The organism is Pedobacter africanus (genome assembly GCF_040548825.1).
In the GTDB taxonomy this organism is placed as follows: Bacteria; Bacteroidota; Bacteroidia; order Sphingobacteriales; family Sphingobacteriaceae; genus Pedobacter; species Pedobacter africanus_A.
The window spans coordinates 2,392,334-2,413,322 of record NZ_JBEPSL010000001.1 but is presented as its reverse complement, the minus strand read 5'-3'; the positions used below and the strand labels follow the sequence as shown (position 1 = coordinate 2,413,322).

Genomic DNA, 20,989 nt, shown 5'->3' with positions numbered 1-20,989 from the left:
GAGCCTCGTTTCTTGTGTAAGCGAGGCTTTGTATTTATTCCATATCAACTCCTAATCGATGATGCCGCTATTGCTGGCTTCAGTCTCGGGTAGTTTTTCACCTGCCAGTTCCAGCAATGTACTTTCGATCATCCGGCACATGGCATTCAGGGCAAGGTCATTGGCTTCGGTTCCAAAAGGTTGCTCAATCTCATCTGCGATGGCCTCAAAAGCCACAAAGGTATAGGCGATAAAAACCACGATAAAGGGGGTGAACCATTGCAGGCTATCTACCAAACCAAATGGCAAAAGAAAGCAGTACAGGTAAACCGTGCGGTGCAGCAACACGCGGTAACTATAGGGGATCGGCGTGGATATTATCCTTTCACAACCGCCTGCGATATCCGATAACTTATCCAGGTTTTCATCAAAGCGCGCTTGCTGAATGGAGTCAATTTCATGATTGGCTTTGGCTTTCTTTACCCATTCTGCCATCAGTTTCATAAGTATTATAGGTTTATACCTTGCCGGGGCAACACGTTGAAATTGCGCTTCGGTAAGACGGTCTTTCAAATCCGGTAAAGCATCCGTACCTCTCAGCTGGTGCTTTAAAGCATAGGTAAAAGCGATCAGCAACTGAACAAAGTTGATGCTGAGTTTATGGTCTGCCGTGTTATTGGGCAATGTCAGCGCCTGGCGGGCCAGGGATCTGGTATCGTTCAGTAAAGCTCCCCAAAGCTTTCTTCCTTCCCAAAAGCGGTCGTAGCTTACATTGTTGCGAAAACCCAGGAACAGGGCCAGCACAAAGCCAAATAAAGTCAGAGGAACGGGGTTGAGCGGTATTTTGAATGAAAAAATGGTGCCCCGGAGCCAGACAATACATATGGACAGTGCAAAGAGTAAAATTAACCTTGGAAGAACCGTTGGCAGTACAGATCCCTGCCAGATAAAAAGCATTCTAAACCAGTGTTCCTTTTTTCTTATGATCATTCTGCAGACAAAGATAACTGAATCTGCTATCTTAGCTGCTTCAATGCTGAAATTTTAAGATGATGACTGTAAAAACGCACCAGCCCGCAGGGGAGAACCCTGTTAAAATTGCAGAAGTTACTGCTGAGGAAATCCTGATAAACACACCCGAAGAGGCATTGCAGTTGATGGTCGACCTGTATTACCAGGATTTTGACCGCATTATCCTGCACGAGGACAACATTACACCCGATTTTTTTGACCTGAAAACCGGTATTGCCGGGGAGGTTCTTCAGAAGTTCAGCAATTACAGGCTGAGGTTGGCTATTGTGGGCGATTTTTCAAAATATCCGGGCAAAAGTATCCGCGATTTTATTTACGAGAGTAACAATGGCCGGCTGGTTAATTTTGTTGGCTCAACGGAACAGGCCATTGAGAAGCTGATGAAATAAAGATTGACGACTGCCTAAATCAAGCCCCATTCTATACATTGTTTGATCAGCATCGCACTCCCGTTTGTTCCGGTCTTTCTCAGTAAATTTTTACGGTGCATACGTACGGTTTCTGGAGCTATAAACAATTGATCGCCTATCTGTTTACTGGAAAGCCCTTTAGCGATTAAAGGCAGTACTTCCATTTCACGTTTGGATAATTTAGGGATGGGCAGATTTGTATTTTGTACCGACAGGTCTATCTGGCAATAATCATTGCGTTTTCCTATCCCTGCAACGAGCACAATATGATTGTTGGTCTGGGTAATGTGATGGATGTCGGTATGGATGTTCAATGCTGCAATGAGACGGCCCTCATCGTCTTTGGAGAGGTGAATGGCCTGGTGATGAAAGAGACGGTAGGATCCGTCGGCTACCCGCATTCTAAAGCAGTACGATGTTTTGAGATGGAGCTGGTGTTCAAAGCCAATTTCGCTCATTTTTATCAAAGTGGCCTCTTCCGCACGTAACACGAAATCGACATCCTCGGGATGAATGAGGTCTATGATCTGCTGAAGGGTATATGGGTAATCTTTCAGGCCATGAATATATAGTGTGCGCTCGGAAACTTGTTGCAGGCTGTAATCTCCTACATTGATGACATAATAGTAACAGGAACCCATGGACATCATATCCATGAAATGGTCTATTGCAAGCTTGGGCTGGTCAGGTGCCAGCTTATCGGAAAGGGCAACCGGGTAATTTTCCCATACCTCTGCCAGCAGGTGTCTGTGCTTTTTTTGATATGCCATCAGCGTAATTTATGGTTTGCATGGCTAAAATAGAAGAAAGGAGGGTAAATTTCCGAAATAATTAATTATAATTGGTGGGAATTTAACCAGTATAAGAAAAATTGTTAATGCGGGTGCGTGAAATAAATTTTCGGGCTAAAGAAGCGGAATGGCTGCTTAAAATGGCCGCCGATGATCAGCGTGCTTTTCGCAGTATTTACGATACCTATAACACTAACATTTATAAATACGCGCTTCACCTGTTAAAATCAGAAGAACTTGCTCATGAAAATGTACAGGAAACATTTTTGAAATTCTGGAACATGCGGAAGGAAGCCGTTGGGGTACTGAACCTGGAAAGTTACCTGGTTACCATCAGCCGCAATGCTGCGCTGGATGTCCTCCGGAAATCGAGGCTTACTTTACGCTCGGAAACCACGATCAGGGAAAACTGGGTTGAAGGCCATAATGAAACCGATGAGAAGATCACACTTGAAGATACCAGGCGAATTTTGCAGGAAGGTATTGATCAGTTGCCGCCTCAGCAAAAACTGGTTTATGAGCTGTGCCACCGGCAGGGATTAAAATACAACGAAGCTGCGGCCCAGCTGAACATCTCGCCCAATACCGTTAAGTTGTATATGAAACTATCTCTGCGCTTTCTGCGTGGTTACCTTGCCCGGCATACAGACCTTGCTGCCATTTTTATCATTTTTAAATTATTTTAATCTTTTTTCATTTCCCTATACCCTCTCCTTACTGCCGTTCGTCTACCTAAGAAAAGGGGCGGCTTCAGGTGCCATGGTTAAATCCCTGAACGAAGGATGAATAAAGAAAGAATAAGCTATCTCTGTAAACAGTACCTCAGTGATAAGGCCAGTGCTGAAGAACTTCATGAACTGGAATCAGTTTTTCGGAATGACGATTTGGATGAGGAGGTTAAGGCAGTGTTGTCGGAAGTTTATGCCGACTTTCCAAAGGAAAATTATGCAGATCTTGATCAGGAGATTGCCGATCAGCTTTTCGAAAAGATAAGTATCAATACCAGGCAAACGACAACGGTTCGTATCTGGCCCCGCATATGGGTTGCTGCCCTGGCGCTTGTCATTCTCGGGGCCGGACTGTTTTACTACCAGGTAAAAACAGGTAAAAGCGAACTGGCACAAAATCAATTTAAAAATGATGTAGCTCCCGGAGGGAATAAGGCCGTTTTAACCTTGTCGGACGGTAAAACCATTAATCTGGAAGATGCAATGAACGGTGAAATCGGGACAGAGGCTGGCTCAGTGATCAGTAAAACTGCCGATGGGCAGGCTGTCTATAAAAGCGGTGTGGGTGTACAGGGTACAGCAAATACGGTTATGAATACGATGACAACACCTGCTGGTGGTACATATCACCTGGTGCTTTCTGACGGGACGGGTGTCTGGCTCAATGCGGGTTCTTCCATTACCTTTCCGGCAGCATTCAGTGGCCGTACCAGGGAGGTTAAAATCCAGGGAGAACTTTATTTTGAGGTTGCACACAATGCTGCAAAACCTTTCCGGGTGATTTCAAAGGGGCAATCCGTACAGGTTTTAGGTACCCATTTTAATGTAAAAGCTTACGATAATGAGTCTGTTTTAAAAACAACCTTGCTGGAAGGTACTGTAATGGTTGTTGCCGGTGCTCAGCAAAGTATGTTAAAGCCCGGCCAGCAGTCTGCCTTAAATGCGGGCAAACTGGAGGTAACAAATGTTGATGTGAATGAAATTATTGCCTGGAAGGATGGCTATTTCGATTTTACGGATGCCGACATACATACGGTGATGCGTGAATTTTCGAGGTGGTACAATGTTGACATCAGCTTTGCCAGTCCACCAACCAAAGATACATTTACCGGCAGGCTGCCCCGCTCATGGTCGCTGGCAAAAGTAATGAAGATGATGCGCTCGTCTGGCTCAATCCAGCTAACGGTTGAGGGAAGGAGGGTTATGGTACGGTAACCTATGCGTTAAAAGGCCATTGCCCAAAAAATAAAAACCAGTTGTGGTGGAACACAACTGGCGGATATCCGGAAATGGCCGATCATTTTTTGTGAACCAATCAAACTCATTTAACCAGACAAACAAATGTATAAAATTTATACCCAAAAACCGGGTGTGTTAGCTATGCACATTCACCAATTCCTGTTAGTTATGAGGTTAACCACCCTAATCATGATTTTAGGTATCGTACAGGCAAGTGCAACAACCTTTGGACAAAAGGTTACACTGGCTGTTAAGAATGAACCGCTGACTAAGGTCTTTAAAAAGATCAGTCAGCAAACCGGATACGGTTTTATCCTTTCCAACAAGATGATGAAGGATAGTAAACCTGTCTCTGTTGACCTGAAAGAGGTTACGCTTAGCGAGGCTTTGCGCATACTGTTCAGGGCGCAGCCCCTCACTTATGCCATTGAGGAGAAATCAGTAGTGGTTTCCAGGAAAGCGGACTTAGTCTCAGCTGGTAATACAACCGACCGGTTTCAGCAAACAGACATCAAAGGGAGGGTGGTCGACGAAAAAGGCTTGCCATTACCAGGAGTAACTGTAATGGTAAAAGAAACCAGTAAGGTAACCACCACGGATACCGAAGGACGTTTTTCCTTTAAGGGCGTTAGCGAGGGCAGCGTGTTGATTTTCAAATTTATCGGCTTTGAAACACAGGAAGTCCCTATCGGTCGCAACACTGATTTTAACATCATTCTGAAAGAAAGCCTGGAATCCCTGGAGGAAGTTGTTGTATTAGGCTTCGGACAAACCCAGAAAAAGATTGCCCAGACCGGGTCGGTTGCTGCTGTTTCCTCAAAAGAATTGAAGCAAAGTCCTGTAGCAAACCTTACCAATGCTTTGGCTGGCCGTTTACCCGGCTTAATTGCCCAGCAACGCAGCGGGGAACCAGGAAAAGACATCGCTTCTTTATTGATCCGCGGGCGTGCAACTTTTAACAGCGCACAGCCATTGATCACAATTGATGGTGTTCAGAAAGACCCCAGCGCTATTGGTAAACTTGATGTAAACGAAGTGGAGAACATTACCATTCTGAAAGATGCTTCTGCAACAGCACTGTATGGTGTAAAAGGGGCAAACGGAGTAATCATCATTACCACCAGGAGAGGAGCTGCAGGCCCTCCGGTAATTACAGCAGGCCTGCAAAGTGCCGTGTTGGCTGCTACACGTCTGCCGAAATTTTTGCGTTCCTATGATTATGCTTTACTGGCCAATGAGGCAGCGAAGAATGACAATCCACTGGTTACTCCACCATATTCTGATGTTGCGCTGGAAGCTTACCGGACAGGTTCTGACCCCATGCGGTACCCGGATATAGACTGGGTACATGAGATGATCAAATCATCGAGTTTAAACAGGGCGAACTTTAGTGTAAATGGCGGTAGTACGACTTCCAGGTATTTTGTCAATCTGGGGTATGTAGAGCAAAATGGTTTGTACAGGGCAACGAAACAGCCAAAGTATGATCCCAATGCCCAGATGAAAAGGTACAATTTCCGGTCGAATATTGACATGGATTTAAATAAAAATTTCTCTTTATCCCTCAATTTGTTTGGTGCCATTGAGAATACGAATGCGTCCAGGATAGCTTCTGATGCGTTGTTCGGCTATCTGGGTTCAGTTCAGCCCAATGCCGCGCCGATCAGGTATCCGACAGGATTTTACGGAAGGGACCCTGCAATGGGGGGCAATCCGCTTAAAGAACTGAACACCTGGGGCTTTACCCAGGGTTTTAATTCTTCGCTTTCCGGAATGTTATCGGCTACCCACAAACTTGATTTTATAACAAAAGGGCTGTTCATCAAAGGCAATTATTCTTTCGATGGTTATTTCCTGAACTCCTTCACCCGTTCGGAATCGGTTAGAAGTGCTTTTTATAATGGGACCGGCGATCTGAAGGATGAAGCCAGTTATACCTATGCGGGTTCAGACCAGGCACTAAGTGCGCCGGTGTCTACCTTTAGTCAGAACAGGGACATCTGGACCGACCTGTCTTTGAATTACCAGCGCGCATTCGGTGACCATAATTTTACCGGATTGCTGCTGGCCAACAGGACACAAAAAGTGATTGGCGGAGAGGTTCCCTATGTTTCGCAGGGGCTGGTAACCAGGATTGCCTACGATTACAAGAACAAGTACTTTGCTGAATTTGATGCCGGGTACAATGGTACCGATAACTTTGCCAAAGAAAGCCGGTACGGCTTTTTCCCTGCGGTATCTGCCGCCTGGATCCTTTCGAAGGAAAGCTTCCTGAAGAACATTTCCATGATAGATATGCTCAAGATCAGAGGTTCTTACGGACTTACCGGTAATGATCAGCTGAGCGGCAGAAGGTGGCTGTTTGTTTCGCAATTTAACCGGGGTGGAGGTTACCAGTTTGGCGATCCGCTGTCGACCCTGCAGGGGGTACAGGAAGGGGCGCTTGCAAATGCCGATGTAACCTGGGAGAAAGCACGCAAAGCCAATATCGGATTGGATGCAGTATTTGCAAAAGGTTTGCTGGGGATTACGCTGGATCTATTTCAGGAAACCCGGAATGACATCCTGATCACCCGGAACTCTGTCCCTTCCCTTATTGGGGTAAGCGCAGCAAATTTACCCCCGGTAAATTTTGGATCAGTAAAAAACCGTGGTTTTGAATTGGTATTGTCCCATAAACACAAAATTGGAGAACTGAGCTATAACGTCCAGGGAAATGTCTCATTTGCAAGAAATAAGATTCTTTTTATGGATGAAGAAGCCAAACCTTACGATTACCTGCTCAGGACAGGCCTGCCCATTGGCCAGCTATACGGACTAACGGCAATCGGCTTTTTTCAAAGCCAGGAAGATATTGACAACAGCCCTCAGCAGTTTGGTAAGCTGATTCCGGGCGATTTAAAATACAGGGACCTGAATAGCGATGGGATTATTGATGCCAATGATGCGGGGCCGATAGGCGGTACGGCTGTGCCGGAAATATTTTACGGTGCCTCCTTGTCGGTACAGTGGAGAAACCTGGACCTGAGCTGTCTTTTTCAGGGAGCCGGCAACGTAAATGTGATCCTGAACAATCAGGCAGCTTACGAATTCTGGAACCGTGGAAATGTGCTGGAGCAGCACCTGGGACGGTGGACACCTGAGACTGCCGCTACGGCGACTTATCCGGCACTGCATTACAGTGTAAATACGAACAACCACAGGTTTTCTTCTTTCTTTTTAAAAGACGCAAGTTATTTAAGGCTAAAGAACGTGGAAGTAGGATATACGCTCAAATTCAAGGCGATGAAAAGGCAATTGGGCACTACAGCTTTAAGGGTATTTGCAAACGCCCAGAACGTTTATACCTGGGACAAAGTGGGCGGGACATTTGACCCGGAAATCCCTGGCGGAAATGGTGCTGTATATCCTCAGCAACGTGTGTACAATTTTGGGCTTTCTGTTGATTTTTAACTAAAAACGATTGAATTATGTTACATAAAAATATTGCTTTGATGGTGCTTGTTGCACTGATGCTGACAGCTGGCTGCAAGAAGATAGATACTTACCTGGATAAAGCAGAATCGGGCGGCTTAACGGATGAAGAAGTGTTTACCAATTACGCTTACACCAGTGGTTTTCTGTCTGATATTTATAATTCTGCGCTGCTGCCCAATTGGGCACCCCTGGTTTATGGGTTCAGTTTTTCAACCATTACAGATGAAGCTCATGCCTCGCATGCGGATACACAGGGCTATGGACAGGCATTTAAGAATGGCACGCTTTCACCTACCTTAAATCCTAACGATATGTGGGCACCGAGTTATGCCAATCTGAGAAAAATCAACATGTTCCTGGCAAGGATAGACAATGTGCCGGTAGAAGCGGAACAGGCGGCAGACCAGTCGGCCGGAAAAATCAGGATGAAAGCTGAGGCCTTGTTTTTGCGTGCTTTTGTATATGCAGAACTGCTGAAACGTTATGGTGGGGTGCCTATTATTGACAGGGTATTGCAGATTTCTGATGATTTAAACATCCCAAAAAATACTTATAACGAGACGGTCGACTTTATTATAAAGGACTGTAACAGTGCCATCGCTGTACTTCCTCCTTCCTACACGGCCAGCAATGTTGGTCGTGCCACCAAAGGTGCAGCCATGATGTTAAAGGCCCGGGTATTGTTGTATGCGGCCAGTGCCTTAAATAACCCTGCAAATGACAAGACAAAATGGGAGGCCGCCGCTGCCGCTGCAAAGGAAGTACTGGACCTTCAGTTGTATGGCCTGGACGACAACTATAAACTGCTTTTTCATAAAAGGTCATCACCTGAAATCATTTTTCAATCGACCAGTAATTTCACAGACTGGCTTCAGCGCAACCTCCCACCCAGCCTAAAAGGATATGGTAATATCCATCCTTCACAAAACCTGGTAGATGAATATGAGATGAAAGACGGATCTGCATTTAGCTGGAGCAACCCTGTTCACGCTGCAAACCCTTACGCAAACCGCGACCCGAGGCTGGCCATGAGTGTGATCTACAATACCCGTACCTGGGGAACTGCAACCATTTATACTTACGTTGGATCCGGTACAGCAGATGCCCTGGCCTTTGGCAACAACAGCACCAGGACAGGATATTATCTGGCCAAAGCGGTAGACGAAAGCGGCACCTTAAGTGCCCCGATAAATTATGGAAGCCATTTTGAAATATTTATGCGCTATGCAGAAGCGCTTTTAAATTATGCGGAAGCAAAAAATGAGGCGCTGGACGCGCCCGATCAGACAATTTATGATGCAATCAATGCCATACGCGCAAGAAAAGGGGTTGAAATGCCTGCTTTGCCACCAGCGCTTGGCAAAGATGCCATGCGGCTGCGCATCAGGCACGAAAGGATGATAGAGCTTGCTTTTGAAAATCATCGCTTCTGGGATGTGAGGCGCTGGAAAATTGCACCGGATGTACTCACCAAAATGTATGGGGTACGCATTACAAAAACAGGAACAGTATATAAATATGAACGGTTTTTAGTGGAAGACAGGGTGTTTGACCAGAGTAAAAATTACCTGTACCCCATCCCGCAAACCGAAATTAATAAAGACAGGGCCCTGGTACAAAATCCAAACTATTAGGCCCCATCATTTAAATCACAAGAAAATGAAACATATATGCTGTAGAGTATACTATAAAATCGTACTGATTTTAATAGCTGCCGGTTTTTCGGCCTGCAAACAGGAACTGATATCCAATCCGGAGCAATATGCCAGATTATACATCGTGCAGGCCGGCACATATCCGGCAGTAAGGACCTTTATCATGAAGGATGAAGTGCAAACCATTGATATTGCCGCTGCCCGTGGGGGGATAGCCGACACCGGGCAGGATATAGACGTTACATTTAAGGTTGATAACGCATTGATCCAGGATTTTAACGAAAAGAACAATACTGCCTATGCAGCACTGCCTGAAGGAAGTTATGAACTGGAAAAAACTTCAGCCACAATAAGAAAGGGGGAGCGGGTCACCAGTCCTTTAAAGATCAGGTTAAAAACGCTGGGTACACTGGTGGCATTTAAACAGTACCTGCTTCCGGTAAGCCTTTCGGCAGATGCAGCGGTAAATGAGGATTTAAAAACGGCTTATTTTCTTATAGAAGGACAGCGGGAAGGCATCAACATCAGGGTGATGTCGCTGGATAAAGGTGCTGCGGTAACCAATCTGAATACCGTAGCTGATGTGATCAAGGCAAACAATCCCGATCTGTTGCTGGTAAAGGCCATGGACATCAATACCCTAAGAAGCGGTAAAGTGGACCAGGTAACGGCATTGTCGCAATTAATAGGGATGCCCAATTACCTGTTTGCTACTTCCATTGCAAGCTTTGATGGCGGCACCTATGGTTGTGCAGTCTTTTCAAAATACCCTATTGTTAAAAACGATACCTATATTTTGCCTACCGGCGATACCAATGCAGAAAAAGGCCCGCTGGGTGTAATCACCGTACAGGTAAACGATAACAATAAGCTGGTTTTTGCAGGTACACAACTGAACTCGAATGCCACGCGGCGTGCGGCCCAGTTGCCCGAGTTGCTCAGGATCATCCAGACCTATAATACGGATCCTCTAATTCTGGCGGGCAATTTTAACGATACGCCGCCTGCCGGGAGTGTTTATGCCGGCCTTGCAGGCATTGGGATGAATTTTCCGTGTACCAGCTGCCCTCCAAATAACCCCGCGGCAAACCCAACTGCTTATTCAGACTTTATGCTGTATAAAACGGCCGATCGCTTCCGGGTTCAGAGTTACACTGTAGGCAGTACCACAACCAGCACACATTTGCCGGTTATTACCCAATTTACTTTATACTATTAGTTCACCATTTAAATCCATTATCATGAGCATCATTAAAAATATTGCCAGCAGGATAACTCTGGTTTGTCTGTTTGGATTTGGCCTTTTTGGCTGTGATAAAATAAAGACCGATGAACAAAAGGAGAGGGCTGTCGTTAAAGCCAGTTCACAAAACGCCACCGATGCTGAAGTGTCTGTTGCTGGCTGTACTACCTGTTACATTGCAACAACCAATCAGGCCAACAACAGGATTGAACTGTATGACGAGACGGTAACCGACTGGAACACTGCTGCGGCATTGAAATGGTCCTGGTGGCCGGCCGATTGGGGTGGTTTCTCCAGCGCCGAAATAGCAGCCTGGTCTAATGTTTCTGATGTTAAAGTGCGCAATACTACGCATTGGTCCGGAACCAGCCAGGTGATTGTGGTCGCGTCCTCGGGAGGGCTGGTCGCCATTGCCGGTCACCCCAACGGATTGAGGAAATGGGCAAAAAATGTAGGCGGTAATCCCCATGCGGCAGAGCTTTTGCCGAATGGCAATATTGCAATCGCAGCGTCTACACCCGGCTGGATAAGAGTTTATGCTTCTTCACAGGGTGGCTCAAACAACACTTACGCGCAGGTTAACCTCCCGGCAGCACATGGTGTGCTGTGGGACCCGGTTAACAATTGTTTGTGGGCAATCGGAGACAATTTATATGCCTTTACCGTTGGCGGAACAGCTGCTAATCCCACACTCACAGAAATCGTTAGCCGCAGGTATACGGTTCCGGGTACCGGGCACGACCTTTCTCCTTTTTATGGAGATACCAATAAGTTATGGTTCAGTGAAACCTCAGGAACATGGTCTTATAACAAAACAACAAAAATAGCAACACAGGCCCCGGGAAGTGCTTTTCAAAGCAGTGTCAAAGCTATCAGTAATCAGACTGCATCAGGGCATATCGTAACTACAATACCAAGAACATCCTGTTCGCTAAATACCTGGTGTACAAGTTATGTTCATTTTTACAGCAATACAGGGCTTTGGCTGTATGACCGGATCAGGACAGGCGCTGCCTTTTATAAAGGACGGACTTTTAACCCCGCATATCAATGAAAGCAGCAAATTTTCTATTGTATATTTTAAGTGTCTTAGCCTTTACCGGATGTAGTAAAGTCGATTCGGAACTTAAATCTGAAGGTGCCGGGGTACCGGGTAAGGCCAGTGTTCAAACAACTGAAGCAGCGGCTGCCGCAACAACTTTTAAAACCATGTCGTATAATATCCATCGGGGGATATCACCTGTTACCAATACCATAGATTTGCAATGGATAGCTGATGTCATCAATAACCGGAACCCCAAGCCTGACCTCGTAGCACTTCAGGAAGTGGATGTGTTTACAGACCGCTCCGGGAGCACCATAAACCAGGCGAAAGTACTGGCAGAAAAAACGGGGATGTATTTTGCCTTTTTCAGAGCCATGTATTACGATGGGGGAGAATATGGCGATGCGATTTTATCCAAATATCCCATCAGGGCATATTACCGTTATGTGCTGCCTGCAAATGGTGGCGAGGGGCGCAGTATGGGAATGATAGAAGTGATGATAGATGGCAAGCCCTTTAACTTTGCCGTTACGCATCTTGATCATGTGTCGGAGGCCACCAGGCTATTACAGGCGACTGAAATTAACAGGATGGTCAAGGATTTCAGGTATCCGGTTATTCTCGGCGGTGATTTTAATGCAACGCCTGGCTCTTCAACAGTAACCAAACTTAAAGAATATATGGTGCTTGGCTGTAATGGTGGCTGTCCGTTAACGGCATCAGCGGCTAATCCAAATGTTTCCATTGATCATTTTTTCTATGAATCAAGAGGCTTTAACAGGTTTGACTACTATACCATTGTAACCCAGGCATCAGATCATCTGCCCCTGATAGCCACCTGGACATTAAAATAGTATCTTAGTGCTTATGCAGCGGTATAAATTCGTTTTATTATTTCTGACTGCCGGTTTATTAACCTTTCATTTTCAAAGTTTTTCGCAGGAAACGGAGGAAATAAAATGGTATAATCCGGCAGTTGCCGGTAAGCAGGTGATCCAGGGGCAGGCCTGGTTCAGCGAACTGAAAAACCCTTATGACCGTTTGCCAGCCAAAGCCGAAGATGATGTCAGAACAGCGGTATGGAACGGCAGCCTGAAGCTAAAATAGTATTAATGGGTTTGCTTCCACGGAAGGAACTTGAAACCAGAATTGCAGGATTGAATAAAACAATAGCAAAACTTGCCGGAATAAAGGATGTTGAGTACCTGAATACAGGTAAGCTATTGCTTGGTGCTTGCTGGCCCGACTGATTGATTCCAGGTTGTAATACTACACAGACGACCAAAAGTTAAAATGTGTTAAAAACACCAATTTAACCTTGCTGTAACATAAAGTTTGTATCTTCATCTAACTTTACAACTAACTTATAAATCACATTCACAATGAAAAAATTAATTTTATTATTTGTGCTCCTGCCTTTTTTGGGGCTGGCGCAGGATAAAGGAACCCACTTTGAGCATGGGCTTTCCTGGCAACAGGTAAAAGAAAAAGCGAAAAAGGAGAACAAGTATCTTTTTGTAGATTGTTTTACCACCTGGTGCGGTCCCTGTAAATACATGACCAGCACCATTTTCCCTCAGGAAAAAGTGGGCGATTTCTTTAACAAGAACTTTGTAAACGTAAAAGTTCAGTTCGATAAGACCAAAAACGACAGCGAAGAAGTGAAAAGCTGATGCAGAAGCCATGAGCAAAGAGTACAATGTAAGGGCTTATCCTACATTCCTGATCTTCTCGCCGCAAGGTGAGCTGGTGCACAGGATTGTTGGCGGTGGGGATGCAGATGGCTTTATTGCCAAGGCACAAAAGGCACTGAACCCTGAGACACAGTACTACACCATGCTGAAAAAATACGATACAGGTAAACCTTCTCCGGAAGATCTGAAAAAACTTGTTGCTGTTGCAGAAGATGCTTATGATGAAGAAAATGCTTCAAAATATGCAGCTGCTTACCTGGCCACGCAAAAGGACCTGTATACCAAAGACAACCTGGAGTTTTTGAGCAAGTATATCAAAGACAGCAAGAGCAAAGGCTTTGAACTGATCATGAAAAACCCTAAAAAAGTGGATGCAGTGCTTGGAAAAGGGAAATCAAATGAGATCCTGGGCGGTGTAATTCTTAAAGAAAATATTTATCCGGGATTAAGAACGCCAACTGCGAATATAGATTCATTAATTGCAGCAGCAACTGCAAAATATCCTGGTGTTGACATCACAAAATCTACCGATCTGCTAAAAGTTCAGTTTTATCAGGGTACAAAAAAATGGGATAAATTTCAGCCTGCTGTAATGGCTTATATGAAAAAATATGGTACAGAGGTAGATGCAGAGATGCTGAACAACTTTGCCTGGGCCGTTTTCGAGAACTGTAAAGATCCTGATTGCGTTGCCTCAGCATTGGTGTGGAGCAAACGTAGCGTAGACGAAACCAAAGAGAAAGAACCTATGTTCTTAGATACTTATGCCAACCTGCTTTACAAATCAGGCAAGAAAAATGAAGCTATTGCCATGCAGCAAAAAGCAGTAGACCTGGTTCCGGCCGATAAAAAAGGCGAATATCAGGCTACACTGGACAAAATGAAAAAAGGGATATAAAAAAAAGGTGCCTGAGCCCCTCAACTCAGACACCAACCCTTATATTAAAACTATGAAAAAATTCGAATTGATAGTATAAAGGTACATAGAGGGTGCCGATATCCAAATGGATGATAGGCAGAAAGGCAAATGCGATAGTTGAACAGGCAATATTGCCGGATGTAAGTGCACCGATCCTCTATACAAAATAAAGCTATTTTTCCTTATGGTCTCCCGGCAGGTTTTTAACAAAAATTTCCTGTTGGGCAAAAGGAATGACTATGCCTTCTGCTTTAAAGGCAGTAGTAATTCTGGATATCAGATCGCTCCTCAAGGGAAAATATTCCTTAATATTCCTGACCCAATAGATCACTTCCATTTCTATTGCATTATCACCAAATTCCTTAAAAAAAGCATCAGGTGCAGGGAAATGAAGAATCCTTTCATCGTCTTGTAAAATTTGTTTGAGTTGGTTACGGATATTTTCGAGGTTACTGTCGTACGCTACACCCACCATGAGGCTACATTTTTTAATGTTCTTGCTCATGCTGTAATTGACGAGCTGATTGCTCAGCAATTCGCCATTGGGTATAATGACATTAGGCCCATCAGAACTCGTTACGATACTGCTCCTGAAACCTATGGATTTCATGGTGGCAATTTTTCCATTGATCTCTATAATGTCGCCTACATTTACAGGCCTTTCGAAAGAGATGATCAATCCGCTGATCAGGTTGTTTACCAGACCCTGCAGGCCTAAACCCACGCCCACGCCTAGCGCGCCCAGCACAATTGCAAATTTATCGAGTGGGATGCCCGCGGCTGCAAAAGCAAAGAAAAGGCCTATGGTGATGATGAATATCCTGACGATCAGCAACCAGCTGCCGAGCGGTTTTTTACGTTTTTCTCCGGATTGATGAAAGGAATCGGGTTCCGTAGCAAAATACGATACCAGTCTGGAAAGTACAAAGGAACAAAACAGGATCAGGATAAAGACCAGTAGGCCCATAATGGAAAAGCTGTAGCTGCCAATTGTCCTGTCGGAAGTTAAAAAATCAATAACAGGAACAGAGAAACGCTTAAAACTGTAAAAGTTGCGTGCCACCAGCATAATCCACCCCAAAACAAATATCAGGTACAATGGCCAGGGCGTGTTTTCACCTACACGTTCAAAATTTACATAGAACAATTGGGCACTGGGTTGTTTATAGGCTTTGAAGGCCAGCGTAAGGCCCTGGTTAATGAGACGGATAACCCATAAAAAAACAATAGCGGTAACCACACCGATATACCCGCTTATTAAAAGGGTTTTGGAAATGTTGAAACGTCCGCAAATATTAAACAGTATAGAGGCTACCAGCAAAATGAACAGAAACATAATGGCGTATTTTATTTTTTTCTCCCGGAGTTCAATTCTATGAACTGTAGTAAGGATAAAAGCCGCGTAGATGCTGCCACATGCAGCAAGTGCAAGCATCAGGTAACGCTCTGGTCTGGAGGCCTGTAAAATGAAGTTTTCGGCACTCGCCGCTATAAAGAGCAGTACAATTACCGTCCAGAAACGCTGCCAGTATGGACTGATGTGCTGATGGAAAATGAGCCAGAGGCATATGGCTGAAACCACCCAAAGCACAGTGTTGAATATAAAAGGTGGTGAAGGAAAGACAAACTGAAAGATAGAAAGCACAATCAGGATTGCAGATAATAAAGGATATCGTACAACCAGCTGTTCGTTATAATCCTGGCTTAGCAATGATTCCTGATGGAGCTGGTATTTAAGGGAACGTAGAAAATACCAGGAGCAAATGATCAGTATAAACAGGAGCAGTAAAGAAAGCAAATGGTTCTCTACATAAAACCTGAGCATCATGCTTTCTTTGGCTATGGAAAAAGCAAGTATTTCAGCAAGTGGCCTGGATTTTACCGGCTTGGTCCAGATGTAGGGAAATTCCTGGTCAAAGGTATGGGCCGACAGCCTGGAGCTGTAAATGTCGATATCGCCCTGTACCGAGCGGAGTTCATAGGCCATCAGGTCCGTTCTTAACTGCAGTTCTTCCAGGTTGGCCGTAGCCTTTTCCAGGGCTGAATCAACCGGAGCCATTTCTTTCGCCGTTACATACATCCTTTTTACATACTTGATCAATCCTGCCGAATCCGAAGGCAAGGCATAAACAGATGGATCGTTAGAAAGCGAGTCGATTTTAAGTTTTATGGCTGTAAGTTTAGCCGCATAATTATCGAGGAGTTGTTTTTGTCTGGCCAGTCTGGCAGAAAGCTCGGTGAGCACTGCAGCAGATACCGTAAGATTGCGTTGGGTCTGGTTACTTCCCGGGTTAATCCAGATGCCATCCTTTACAATTTCGAGCGACTTTTTAGTATCCTTAAGAAACTGGTTCAGATGATTGGTATCTATAGCTTTTTTGAGCAGCAATTTGGCTTGCTGGTTCAGGTTGCGGGCATATTCCAGCATGATCCGCTGCCTGTTGGCCATTCTCTCTTCGCTGAATTCCCGCCGGCTTTTAATGGCCCCGTCTGTTGCGATCTTTTTCAGTTGTTTTACCAGTGGCGATTCCTGGGGGGTCTTTTCCTGAGTAGTATCCGGTTGTGCGGCAAGCGGATTAGTAAGCCATAAAAGTACAAACAACAGGGAAAGATGCTTCATGAGGAAAAATTTACCTTTAAATTAAGTAAATAAATTGAAATTGCAGTAAAAGCTATGCATGCATTATAAATCAACGGCCTGATGAGCCGGTTCGGCTATTGATTTTGCCTTTTTAACGATACTGCATTTCAGCAGGATTAAATCTGCCCTACCTTTAACCTGTCAGATGACTCATGTCTGGCTTTGAAAGGAGGGCGTATGAAAACGTATAACGAATGGGACTGGGAGATCAGCATGCTGTTTGACAGGAACCCCAACGGTTGTGAAAGATGTTGCCACTGTGTGCACCCCGCCGGGGATTGCGGCTGTGCGGATTGTCAGAAAAGGCATGCCTACAGAACTTATTACAGCCCGGTATTAGGCAAGTTTCAGGAATACAGGCTCAATTAAAAAAAGGAAAATCTTTGTGTTCAATATGCTCATTTTGCATGATTTTCCTGATTTTATCAACCACTTGCGGAAATGCTGAAGCGAGGTTCTTTGTTTCTGCCGGATCGTTGCTCAGATCATATAGCGCTATGGCTGCGTTTGGATTTTTAATGGCTTTTTCACGGATGCCTTTCCATTTGCCCATTCGGACGGCCTGCCTGCCGCCATCTTCATGAAATTCCCAATACAGGAATTCATGTTGCGTTTTTTTGCCTTTATTGAGCAGGACGGGTAAAATAGACAGACCATCTGTACGACCTGGCAGGCTTTGCCCAGCCAGGTCAGCGAAGGTTGGCATGAAATCCCAGAAAGCACCCACATGATCGGATACCTGCCCGGCTTTGATTTTTCCTGGCCAGTTAACGATCATCGGTTCACGGATGCCACCTTCCGAAAGCTGACGTTTTATGCCCCTAAACCCCGCGCTGCTGTTGAAGAAGGCAGGTTCATTTCCTCCTTCTTTGTGTGGGCCGTTATCGCTCGTGAAAATGATCATGGTATTTTTGTCCAGCCCTAGTTTCTTTAACCGGGCTACTACTTCGCCTACATAATTATCGAGCTTCGTTACCATAGCGGCATAAGCTGCATGGGGGTAGGCCTGGGGCTGATAGCCTATGCCATTCCAATCTTTTCCGATGGTTTTTGGCTGTTCGTTGAATTTCTTTTTATAATGTTCAAATACCGGATCACCGGCTGGCAATTGCAGGGCTGCATGCGGTAGGGTATAAGCCAGGTACAGAAAAAAGGGATTGGATTTATTCTGCTCCATAAAGGCCATGGCCTGTTGCTGGATCAGTTCCGGAGCATAATAGCGCTGCTCAGTTAGGGTGTTGTTCAATTCCACCCGCTGCTGGTTGTTCCACAAATGGTCCGGGAAAAAGTTATGGGACTGTCGCTGACAATTGTAACCGTAAAACTGGTCGATCCCCTGTTTTACCGGATCGCCTTCAGATCCGGGATAACCCATTCCCCATTTGCCAAAGGCCCCGGTTTTGTAGCCTGCAGCTTTAAACATCTCGGGTATGATATAGGCTGAATCGGGAAGCGGCAGCTGTCCTTCAGGTTTGATTTCATAATTACCCCTGATAGGGGTATGCCCGGTATGCAGGCCAGTCATCAGCGAGGCCCTGGACGGTGCACATACCGATGTGCCGGCATAGAACTGCGTGAAACGCATGCCACCTGCAGCCAGCCGGTCTATATTAGGCGTTTCAATGCGTTTTTGTCCGTAGCAGCCCAGGTCGCCATAGCCCATGTCATCGGCCAGAATAAAGATCACATTGGGTTTTTGCTGCGCAGCGGCAAAAAAGGCCAGTGAAGAAAGCAGTACTGTAAAGAATTGAACTTTGAATAATTTCATTTGTGCGAAGAAAGTTAACAGCATACCCCTAAAGTTACAATAAAGTAGCCAAGTACAAATTGGTATATGATCGGGTATGAATTTTTGAGCAATAATTTCCGGTTTTGGGTAACATAGGTAACGGCTCCTGCAGTCTTGATTACAAATAATAATGCCTGGCGATGTTTCCGGTAACTGGCCTGAATTTTGTTTAGCACCCCAAATAAACCAAACCAGATTATGCGAGTTAATTTTGAATGTCTGTATTTTTTAGACAATAACGACCTGTGCATTATTGAGATCAAAAAATACGTCCCTGATGATGCATCTGCTGCGCATAAATTTCAGTGGCTTCTGATTAACAAAAAGAACCTGGTGATCAAGCCCCTGCAATTCAGGTCTATGGATGCCTCCGGCGATCTGGCCGAACGTTTCTTTGACCTGGGCTATCTGAAGTTTGATCCCAAGAGTGGTATTTTTATTGAAAAATTCAATTCAGGGCAGTATTCCCTTTGCAATAAGACCTGTGAAGAGGTGCCAGACGAGTACCTGAATGCAATAGCCGGATTTTTAAGTAATTAAGGATTTTATAGCCTGTTTTAATTTTTATAAATTTCTGCAATAAGGGCATCGCATTCCTGAAAAGCCTGGTAAATGTACTTGTTCCGGTGCTTTTCTCCCTGTCCGCTAAAAGAAACTGATTTTCGCATCAGCCCCTGCATCCATGCTTTGGTTTGTTTACAGTAATCATGGTCTTCGGTTTTCAGAAAATTAAAAGTGTTGAACCGGTTAAAACAGGTCATGGTGCCATTCATCTCCGTCAGGTAAGCAATTGTTCCCAGCACATCACAGTTGTACCAGTTAAAGGTGTGTGCAACATCAATTGTTTTTTTGCTGCTCATGGCATACATGTTCATGTCGGTAAGGCAGTACCGCAATTGCATTACCAGGTCCTCGGCCAGGGAATTGTCGGCAATATATCCTGCTTCAAAGGCATATCTGATCTGCTCCAGGCTACCATGTATACTGTCTTTAGCCCATATTTCCGTACTCGGTATTTCAAGGTAAATCCGGTTGAGCTCCTGTGCAATCCTCAATACATCATCATCAATATAACTGCGGTTAAATTTCTGCGGCTGGTTGCCCAGGCTTTCAAACCAGAAAAACAATTTAAAAGCGGCGAGCTCGGGATATTTGAAAAGATGGAAGAGGGGAATGTCATCGGTAACGATGGTAAGGTGCTTTTCTTTTGATGCATGAATCAGTTTCAGGTTGTTCAGCAAATCCAGCAGATATTCGGCTATATCCGATTTTTCTCCAGATATTTTGGGATAGCTGAACGTAACTGTGGGTGCCTGTTCTGGTTGGTAAACTATGGGTACTTTAAAAGTATCGGCCAATTTTACCAGTTGTTGTAAGGTAACTGAACTCTGGTTTCTTAGCTTTTTATAAGCCTCATTCGGACTGATCTGCAGGCATTCTGCTATACTTTGTGCAGCATTCTGGTAAGGTGGTAAACTCAGCTTTAGCCGTTCAATAAAATTACGCTGGAGCTCTGTCATAAAAGATTATTGTTTGTAGTGATTTTTTTGGGAGATATTCTCTTAATAGCATAAAACTATTGCCGTTATTATTCTTTAAGATTATAAATTTTATATCTAATATATGAAAATAATTCTAAACATTATGATTTGTGATTTGTGTATTTTACTGAGATAATCTGATGCTTTACAGGTTTTTACATTTGCTCTGTAACCTAAAAATATAAGGATATGAAAAGAATGATTTTAACCGGTATAATGTACAATGTGCTGAGCTGTACTGCGGCTTTTGCACAGCAGGAAGATTCATCAAAAAGGGAAAAGTTTAATAATTTTTACATGATGATGGAATTTGGCAGGACCAATAAGGGGATTTCTGCGGTACAGGGCGGAATTTCACTGCAACTTGAAAACAATTATTTCAAGATTAAGGCCTCCTCACTTATCGAGCCTTATGAAAAAGACAGGCGGCATAAGGATGATCCGGTACCCGGGTTTTCTGACCTTAATTTTATCGCCGGCAGAAGCTTTACTTTTTTAAATAACCTGCAGTTTCAGGTCGGGACAGGTCTTTCGTTTGTCCATGAAACAGTGCAGCTCAGAATGGATGAACCTGGTTATTATGCTTATCACAATAAATATAAGGAACGCGTTACATTTGGCTTGCCACTTGAGCTGAGGTACAACTTCTTTATGACCAGGGGGCTCGCGATTAGCCTGACGGGACATGGAAATGCCAATTCCATCAGGAGTTATTACAGCGCATCAGCAGGATTGATGGTGGGCATGTTTTAGCATCCTTAAACCCGGAACGGCTGGATTATTAAACCTTTTATCTGTAGCTGGAG

20 protein-coding genes are annotated in these 20,989 nt (G+C 44.6%); 15 read left to right on the top strand and 5 right to left on the bottom strand.

Annotated elements, in window-relative coordinates:
- Positions 1-51 precede the first annotated feature (51 nt).
- On the bottom strand, positions 52-969 hold the full coding sequence (locus tag ABIE26_RS09825) for a bestrophin family protein (protein ID WP_310137282.1): 918 nt from the start codon (positions 967-969) through the stop codon (positions 52-54).
- 59 nt (positions 970-1,028) lie between these two features.
- On the opposite strand from ABIE26_RS09825, the gene ABIE26_RS09820 reads away from it, so the two are divergent.
- Positions 1,029-1,400 (top strand): DUF4180 domain-containing protein, encoded by a 372-nt coding sequence (locus ABIE26_RS09820; protein ID WP_310137284.1) that lies wholly within the window; start codon positions 1,029-1,031, stop codon positions 1,398-1,400.
- A 14-nt stretch (positions 1,401-1,414) separates the two neighbouring features.
- On the opposite strand, the gene ABIE26_RS09815 is transcribed toward ABIE26_RS09820, so the two are convergent.
- The gene (locus ABIE26_RS09815) at positions 1,415-2,191 is read right to left on the bottom strand and encodes a LuxR C-terminal-related transcriptional regulator (protein WP_310137287.1); all 777 of its coding nucleotides are present in this window, start codon (positions 2,189-2,191) and stop codon (positions 1,415-1,417) included.
- Positions 2,192-2,304: 113 nt separating this feature from the next.
- Between ABIE26_RS09815 and ABIE26_RS09810 the strand changes: the two genes are divergently transcribed.
- The 11 genes from ABIE26_RS09810 to ABIE26_RS09760 all read left to right on the top strand — a co-directional run bounded on the left by ABIE26_RS09810 (position 2,305) and on the right by ABIE26_RS09760 (position 14,191).
- Entirely contained in the window at positions 2,305-2,898 is a 594-nt protein-coding gene (locus tag ABIE26_RS09810; protein WP_310137289.1) for an RNA polymerase sigma factor, read from the top strand.
- A gap of 96 nt (positions 2,899-2,994) precedes the next feature.
- Complete coding sequence (locus ABIE26_RS09805; protein WP_310137292.1) at positions 2,995-4,155, top strand: FecR family protein; 1,161 nt, start codon at positions 2,995-2,997, stop codon at positions 4,153-4,155.
- Positions 4,156-4,368: 213 nt separating this feature from the next.
- Positions 4,369-7,632 (top strand): TonB-dependent receptor, encoded by a 3,264-nt coding sequence (locus ABIE26_RS09800; RefSeq protein ID WP_310137295.1) that lies wholly within the window; start codon positions 4,369-4,371, stop codon positions 7,630-7,632.
- 17 nt (positions 7,633-7,649) lie between these two features.
- The gene (locus tag ABIE26_RS09795) at positions 7,650-9,290 is read left to right on the top strand and encodes a RagB/SusD family nutrient uptake outer membrane protein (protein WP_310137298.1); all 1,641 of its coding nucleotides are present in this window, start codon (positions 7,650-7,652) and stop codon (positions 9,288-9,290) included.
- A 25-nt stretch (positions 9,291-9,315) separates the two neighbouring features.
- Positions 9,316-10,530 carry a BT_3987 domain-containing protein gene (locus ABIE26_RS09790; RefSeq protein ID WP_310137301.1) on the top strand — a complete coding sequence of 405 codons (1,215 nt, stop codon included), beginning with the start codon at positions 9,316-9,318 and terminating at the stop codon, positions 10,528-10,530.
- A 22-nt stretch (positions 10,531-10,552) separates the two neighbouring features.
- Complete coding sequence (locus tag ABIE26_RS09785; protein WP_310137304.1) at positions 10,553-11,608, top strand: DUF6528 family protein; 1,056 nt, start codon at positions 10,553-10,555, stop codon at positions 11,606-11,608.
- Positions 11,605-12,453, top strand: coding sequence for an endonuclease/exonuclease/phosphatase family protein (locus ABIE26_RS09780; protein WP_310137307.1), 849 nt, complete (start codon positions 11,605-11,607; stop codon positions 12,451-12,453). The genes ABIE26_RS09785 and ABIE26_RS09780 overlap by 4 nt, the downstream gene beginning before the upstream one ends.
- 13 nt (positions 12,454-12,466) lie before the next feature.
- Positions 12,467-12,706 carry an SGNH/GDSL hydrolase N-terminal domain-containing protein gene (locus ABIE26_RS09775; protein WP_310137309.1) on the top strand — a complete coding sequence of 80 codons (240 nt, stop codon included), beginning with the start codon at positions 12,467-12,469 and terminating at the stop codon, positions 12,704-12,706.
- A 5-nt stretch (positions 12,707-12,711) separates the two neighbouring features.
- Positions 12,712-12,849, top strand: a complete 138-nt coding sequence (locus ABIE26_RS09770) for a hypothetical protein (protein WP_310137313.1) — start codon at positions 12,712-12,714, stop codon at positions 12,847-12,849.
- Between the two features lie 132 nt (positions 12,850-12,981).
- Positions 12,982-13,272, top strand: a complete 291-nt coding sequence (locus ABIE26_RS09765) for a DUF255 domain-containing protein (protein ID WP_310137316.1) — start codon at positions 12,982-12,984, stop codon at positions 13,270-13,272.
- A 10-nt stretch (positions 13,273-13,282) separates the two neighbouring features.
- Positions 13,283-14,191, top strand: coding sequence for a TlpA family protein disulfide reductase (locus ABIE26_RS09760; RefSeq protein WP_310137319.1), 909 nt, complete (start codon positions 13,283-13,285; stop codon positions 14,189-14,191).
- 193 nt (positions 14,192-14,384) lie between these two features.
- Here ABIE26_RS09760 and ABIE26_RS09755 read toward each other — a convergent pair whose 3' ends face one another.
- Entirely contained in the window at positions 14,385-16,832 is a 2,448-nt protein-coding gene (locus tag ABIE26_RS09755; protein WP_310137320.1) for a mechanosensitive ion channel family protein, read from the bottom strand.
- A 198-nt stretch (positions 16,833-17,030) separates the two neighbouring features.
- Here ABIE26_RS09755 and ABIE26_RS09750 point away from each other — a divergent pair, with 198 nt between their 5' ends.
- Complete coding sequence (locus tag ABIE26_RS09750) at positions 17,031-17,222, top strand: hypothetical protein (protein WP_310137322.1); 192 nt, start codon at positions 17,031-17,033, stop codon at positions 17,220-17,222.
- Here the strand turns inward: ABIE26_RS09750 and ABIE26_RS09745 are convergent.
- Positions 17,215-18,621 carry an arylsulfatase gene (locus tag ABIE26_RS09745; protein WP_310137324.1) on the bottom strand — a complete coding sequence of 469 codons (1,407 nt, stop codon included), beginning with the start codon at positions 18,619-18,621 and terminating at the stop codon, positions 17,215-17,217. The genes ABIE26_RS09750 and ABIE26_RS09745 overlap by 8 nt on opposite strands.
- A gap of 219 nt (positions 18,622-18,840) precedes the next feature.
- On the opposite strand from ABIE26_RS09745, the gene ABIE26_RS09740 reads away from it, so the two are divergent.
- Positions 18,841-19,182 carry a hypothetical protein gene (locus ABIE26_RS09740; protein ID WP_310137326.1) on the top strand — a complete coding sequence of 114 codons (342 nt, stop codon included), beginning with the start codon at positions 18,841-18,843 and terminating at the stop codon, positions 19,180-19,182.
- Positions 19,183-19,199: 17 nt separating this feature from the next.
- Here the strand turns inward: ABIE26_RS09740 and ABIE26_RS09735 are convergent, their stop codons facing one another.
- On the bottom strand, positions 19,200-20,162 hold the full coding sequence (locus ABIE26_RS09735; RefSeq protein WP_310137327.1) for a hypothetical protein: 963 nt from the start codon (positions 20,160-20,162) through the stop codon (positions 19,200-19,202).
- A 210-nt stretch (positions 20,163-20,372) separates the two neighbouring features.
- Here ABIE26_RS09735 and ABIE26_RS09730 point away from each other — a divergent pair, with 210 nt between their 5' ends.
- On the top strand, positions 20,373-20,936 hold the full coding sequence (locus ABIE26_RS09730) for a hypothetical protein (protein WP_310137332.1): 564 nt from the start codon (positions 20,373-20,375) through the stop codon (positions 20,934-20,936).
- The last annotated feature ends 53 nt before the right edge of the window (positions 20,937-20,989 follow it).

What these genes read in the sequence shown, in the direction of transcription:
- ABIE26_RS09825 (WP_310137282.1), bottom strand. Translation starts at nt 969, where the DNA reads ATGATCATAAGAAAAAAGGAACACTGGTTTAGAATGCTTTTTATCTGG.
- ABIE26_RS09820 (WP_310137284.1), top strand. Translation starts at nt 1,029, where the DNA reads ATGATGACTGTAAAAACGCACCAGCCCGCAGGGGAGAACCCTGTTAAA.
- ABIE26_RS09815 (WP_310137287.1), bottom strand. Translation starts at nt 2,191, where the DNA reads ATGGCATATCAAAAAAAGCACAGACACCTGCTGGCAGAGGTATGGGAA.
- ABIE26_RS09805 (WP_310137292.1), top strand. Translation starts at nt 2,995, where the DNA reads ATGAATAAAGAAAGAATAAGCTATCTCTGTAAACAGTACCTCAGTGAT.
- ABIE26_RS09800 (WP_310137295.1), top strand. Translation starts at nt 4,369, where the DNA reads ATGATTTTAGGTATCGTACAGGCAAGTGCAACAACCTTTGGACAAAAG.
- ABIE26_RS09795 (WP_310137298.1), top strand. Translation starts at nt 7,650, where the DNA reads ATGTTACATAAAAATATTGCTTTGATGGTGCTTGTTGCACTGATGCTG.
- ABIE26_RS09790 (WP_310137301.1), top strand. Translation starts at nt 9,316, where the DNA reads ATGAAACATATATGCTGTAGAGTATACTATAAAATCGTACTGATTTTA.
- ABIE26_RS09785 (WP_310137304.1), top strand. Translation starts at nt 10,553, where the DNA reads ATGAGCATCATTAAAAATATTGCCAGCAGGATAACTCTGGTTTGTCTG.
- ABIE26_RS09780 (WP_310137307.1), top strand. Translation starts at nt 11,605, where the DNA reads ATGAAAGCAGCAAATTTTCTATTGTATATTTTAAGTGTCTTAGCCTTT.
- ABIE26_RS09775 (WP_310137309.1), top strand. Translation starts at nt 12,467, where the DNA reads ATGCAGCGGTATAAATTCGTTTTATTATTTCTGACTGCCGGTTTATTA.
- ABIE26_RS09770 (WP_310137313.1), top strand. Translation starts at nt 12,712, where the DNA reads ATGGGTTTGCTTCCACGGAAGGAACTTGAAACCAGAATTGCAGGATTG.
- ABIE26_RS09765 (WP_310137316.1), top strand. Translation starts at nt 12,982, where the DNA reads ATGAAAAAATTAATTTTATTATTTGTGCTCCTGCCTTTTTTGGGGCTG.
- ABIE26_RS09760 (WP_310137319.1), top strand. Translation starts at nt 13,283, where the DNA reads ATGAGCAAAGAGTACAATGTAAGGGCTTATCCTACATTCCTGATCTTC.
- ABIE26_RS09755 (WP_310137320.1), bottom strand. Translation starts at nt 16,832, where the DNA reads ATGAAGCATCTTTCCCTGTTGTTTGTACTTTTATGGCTTACTAATCCG.
- ABIE26_RS09750 (WP_310137322.1), top strand. Translation starts at nt 17,031, where the DNA reads ATGAAAACGTATAACGAATGGGACTGGGAGATCAGCATGCTGTTTGAC.
- ABIE26_RS09745 (WP_310137324.1), bottom strand. Translation starts at nt 18,621, where the DNA reads ATGAAATTATTCAAAGTTCAATTCTTTACAGTACTGCTTTCTTCACTG.
- ABIE26_RS09740 (WP_310137326.1), top strand. Translation starts at nt 18,841, where the DNA reads ATGCGAGTTAATTTTGAATGTCTGTATTTTTTAGACAATAACGACCTG.
- ABIE26_RS09735 (WP_310137327.1), bottom strand. Translation starts at nt 20,162, where the DNA reads ATGACAGAGCTCCAGCGTAATTTTATTGAACGGCTAAAGCTGAGTTTA.
- ABIE26_RS09730 (WP_310137332.1), top strand. Translation starts at nt 20,373, where the DNA reads ATGAAAAGAATGATTTTAACCGGTATAATGTACAATGTGCTGAGCTGT.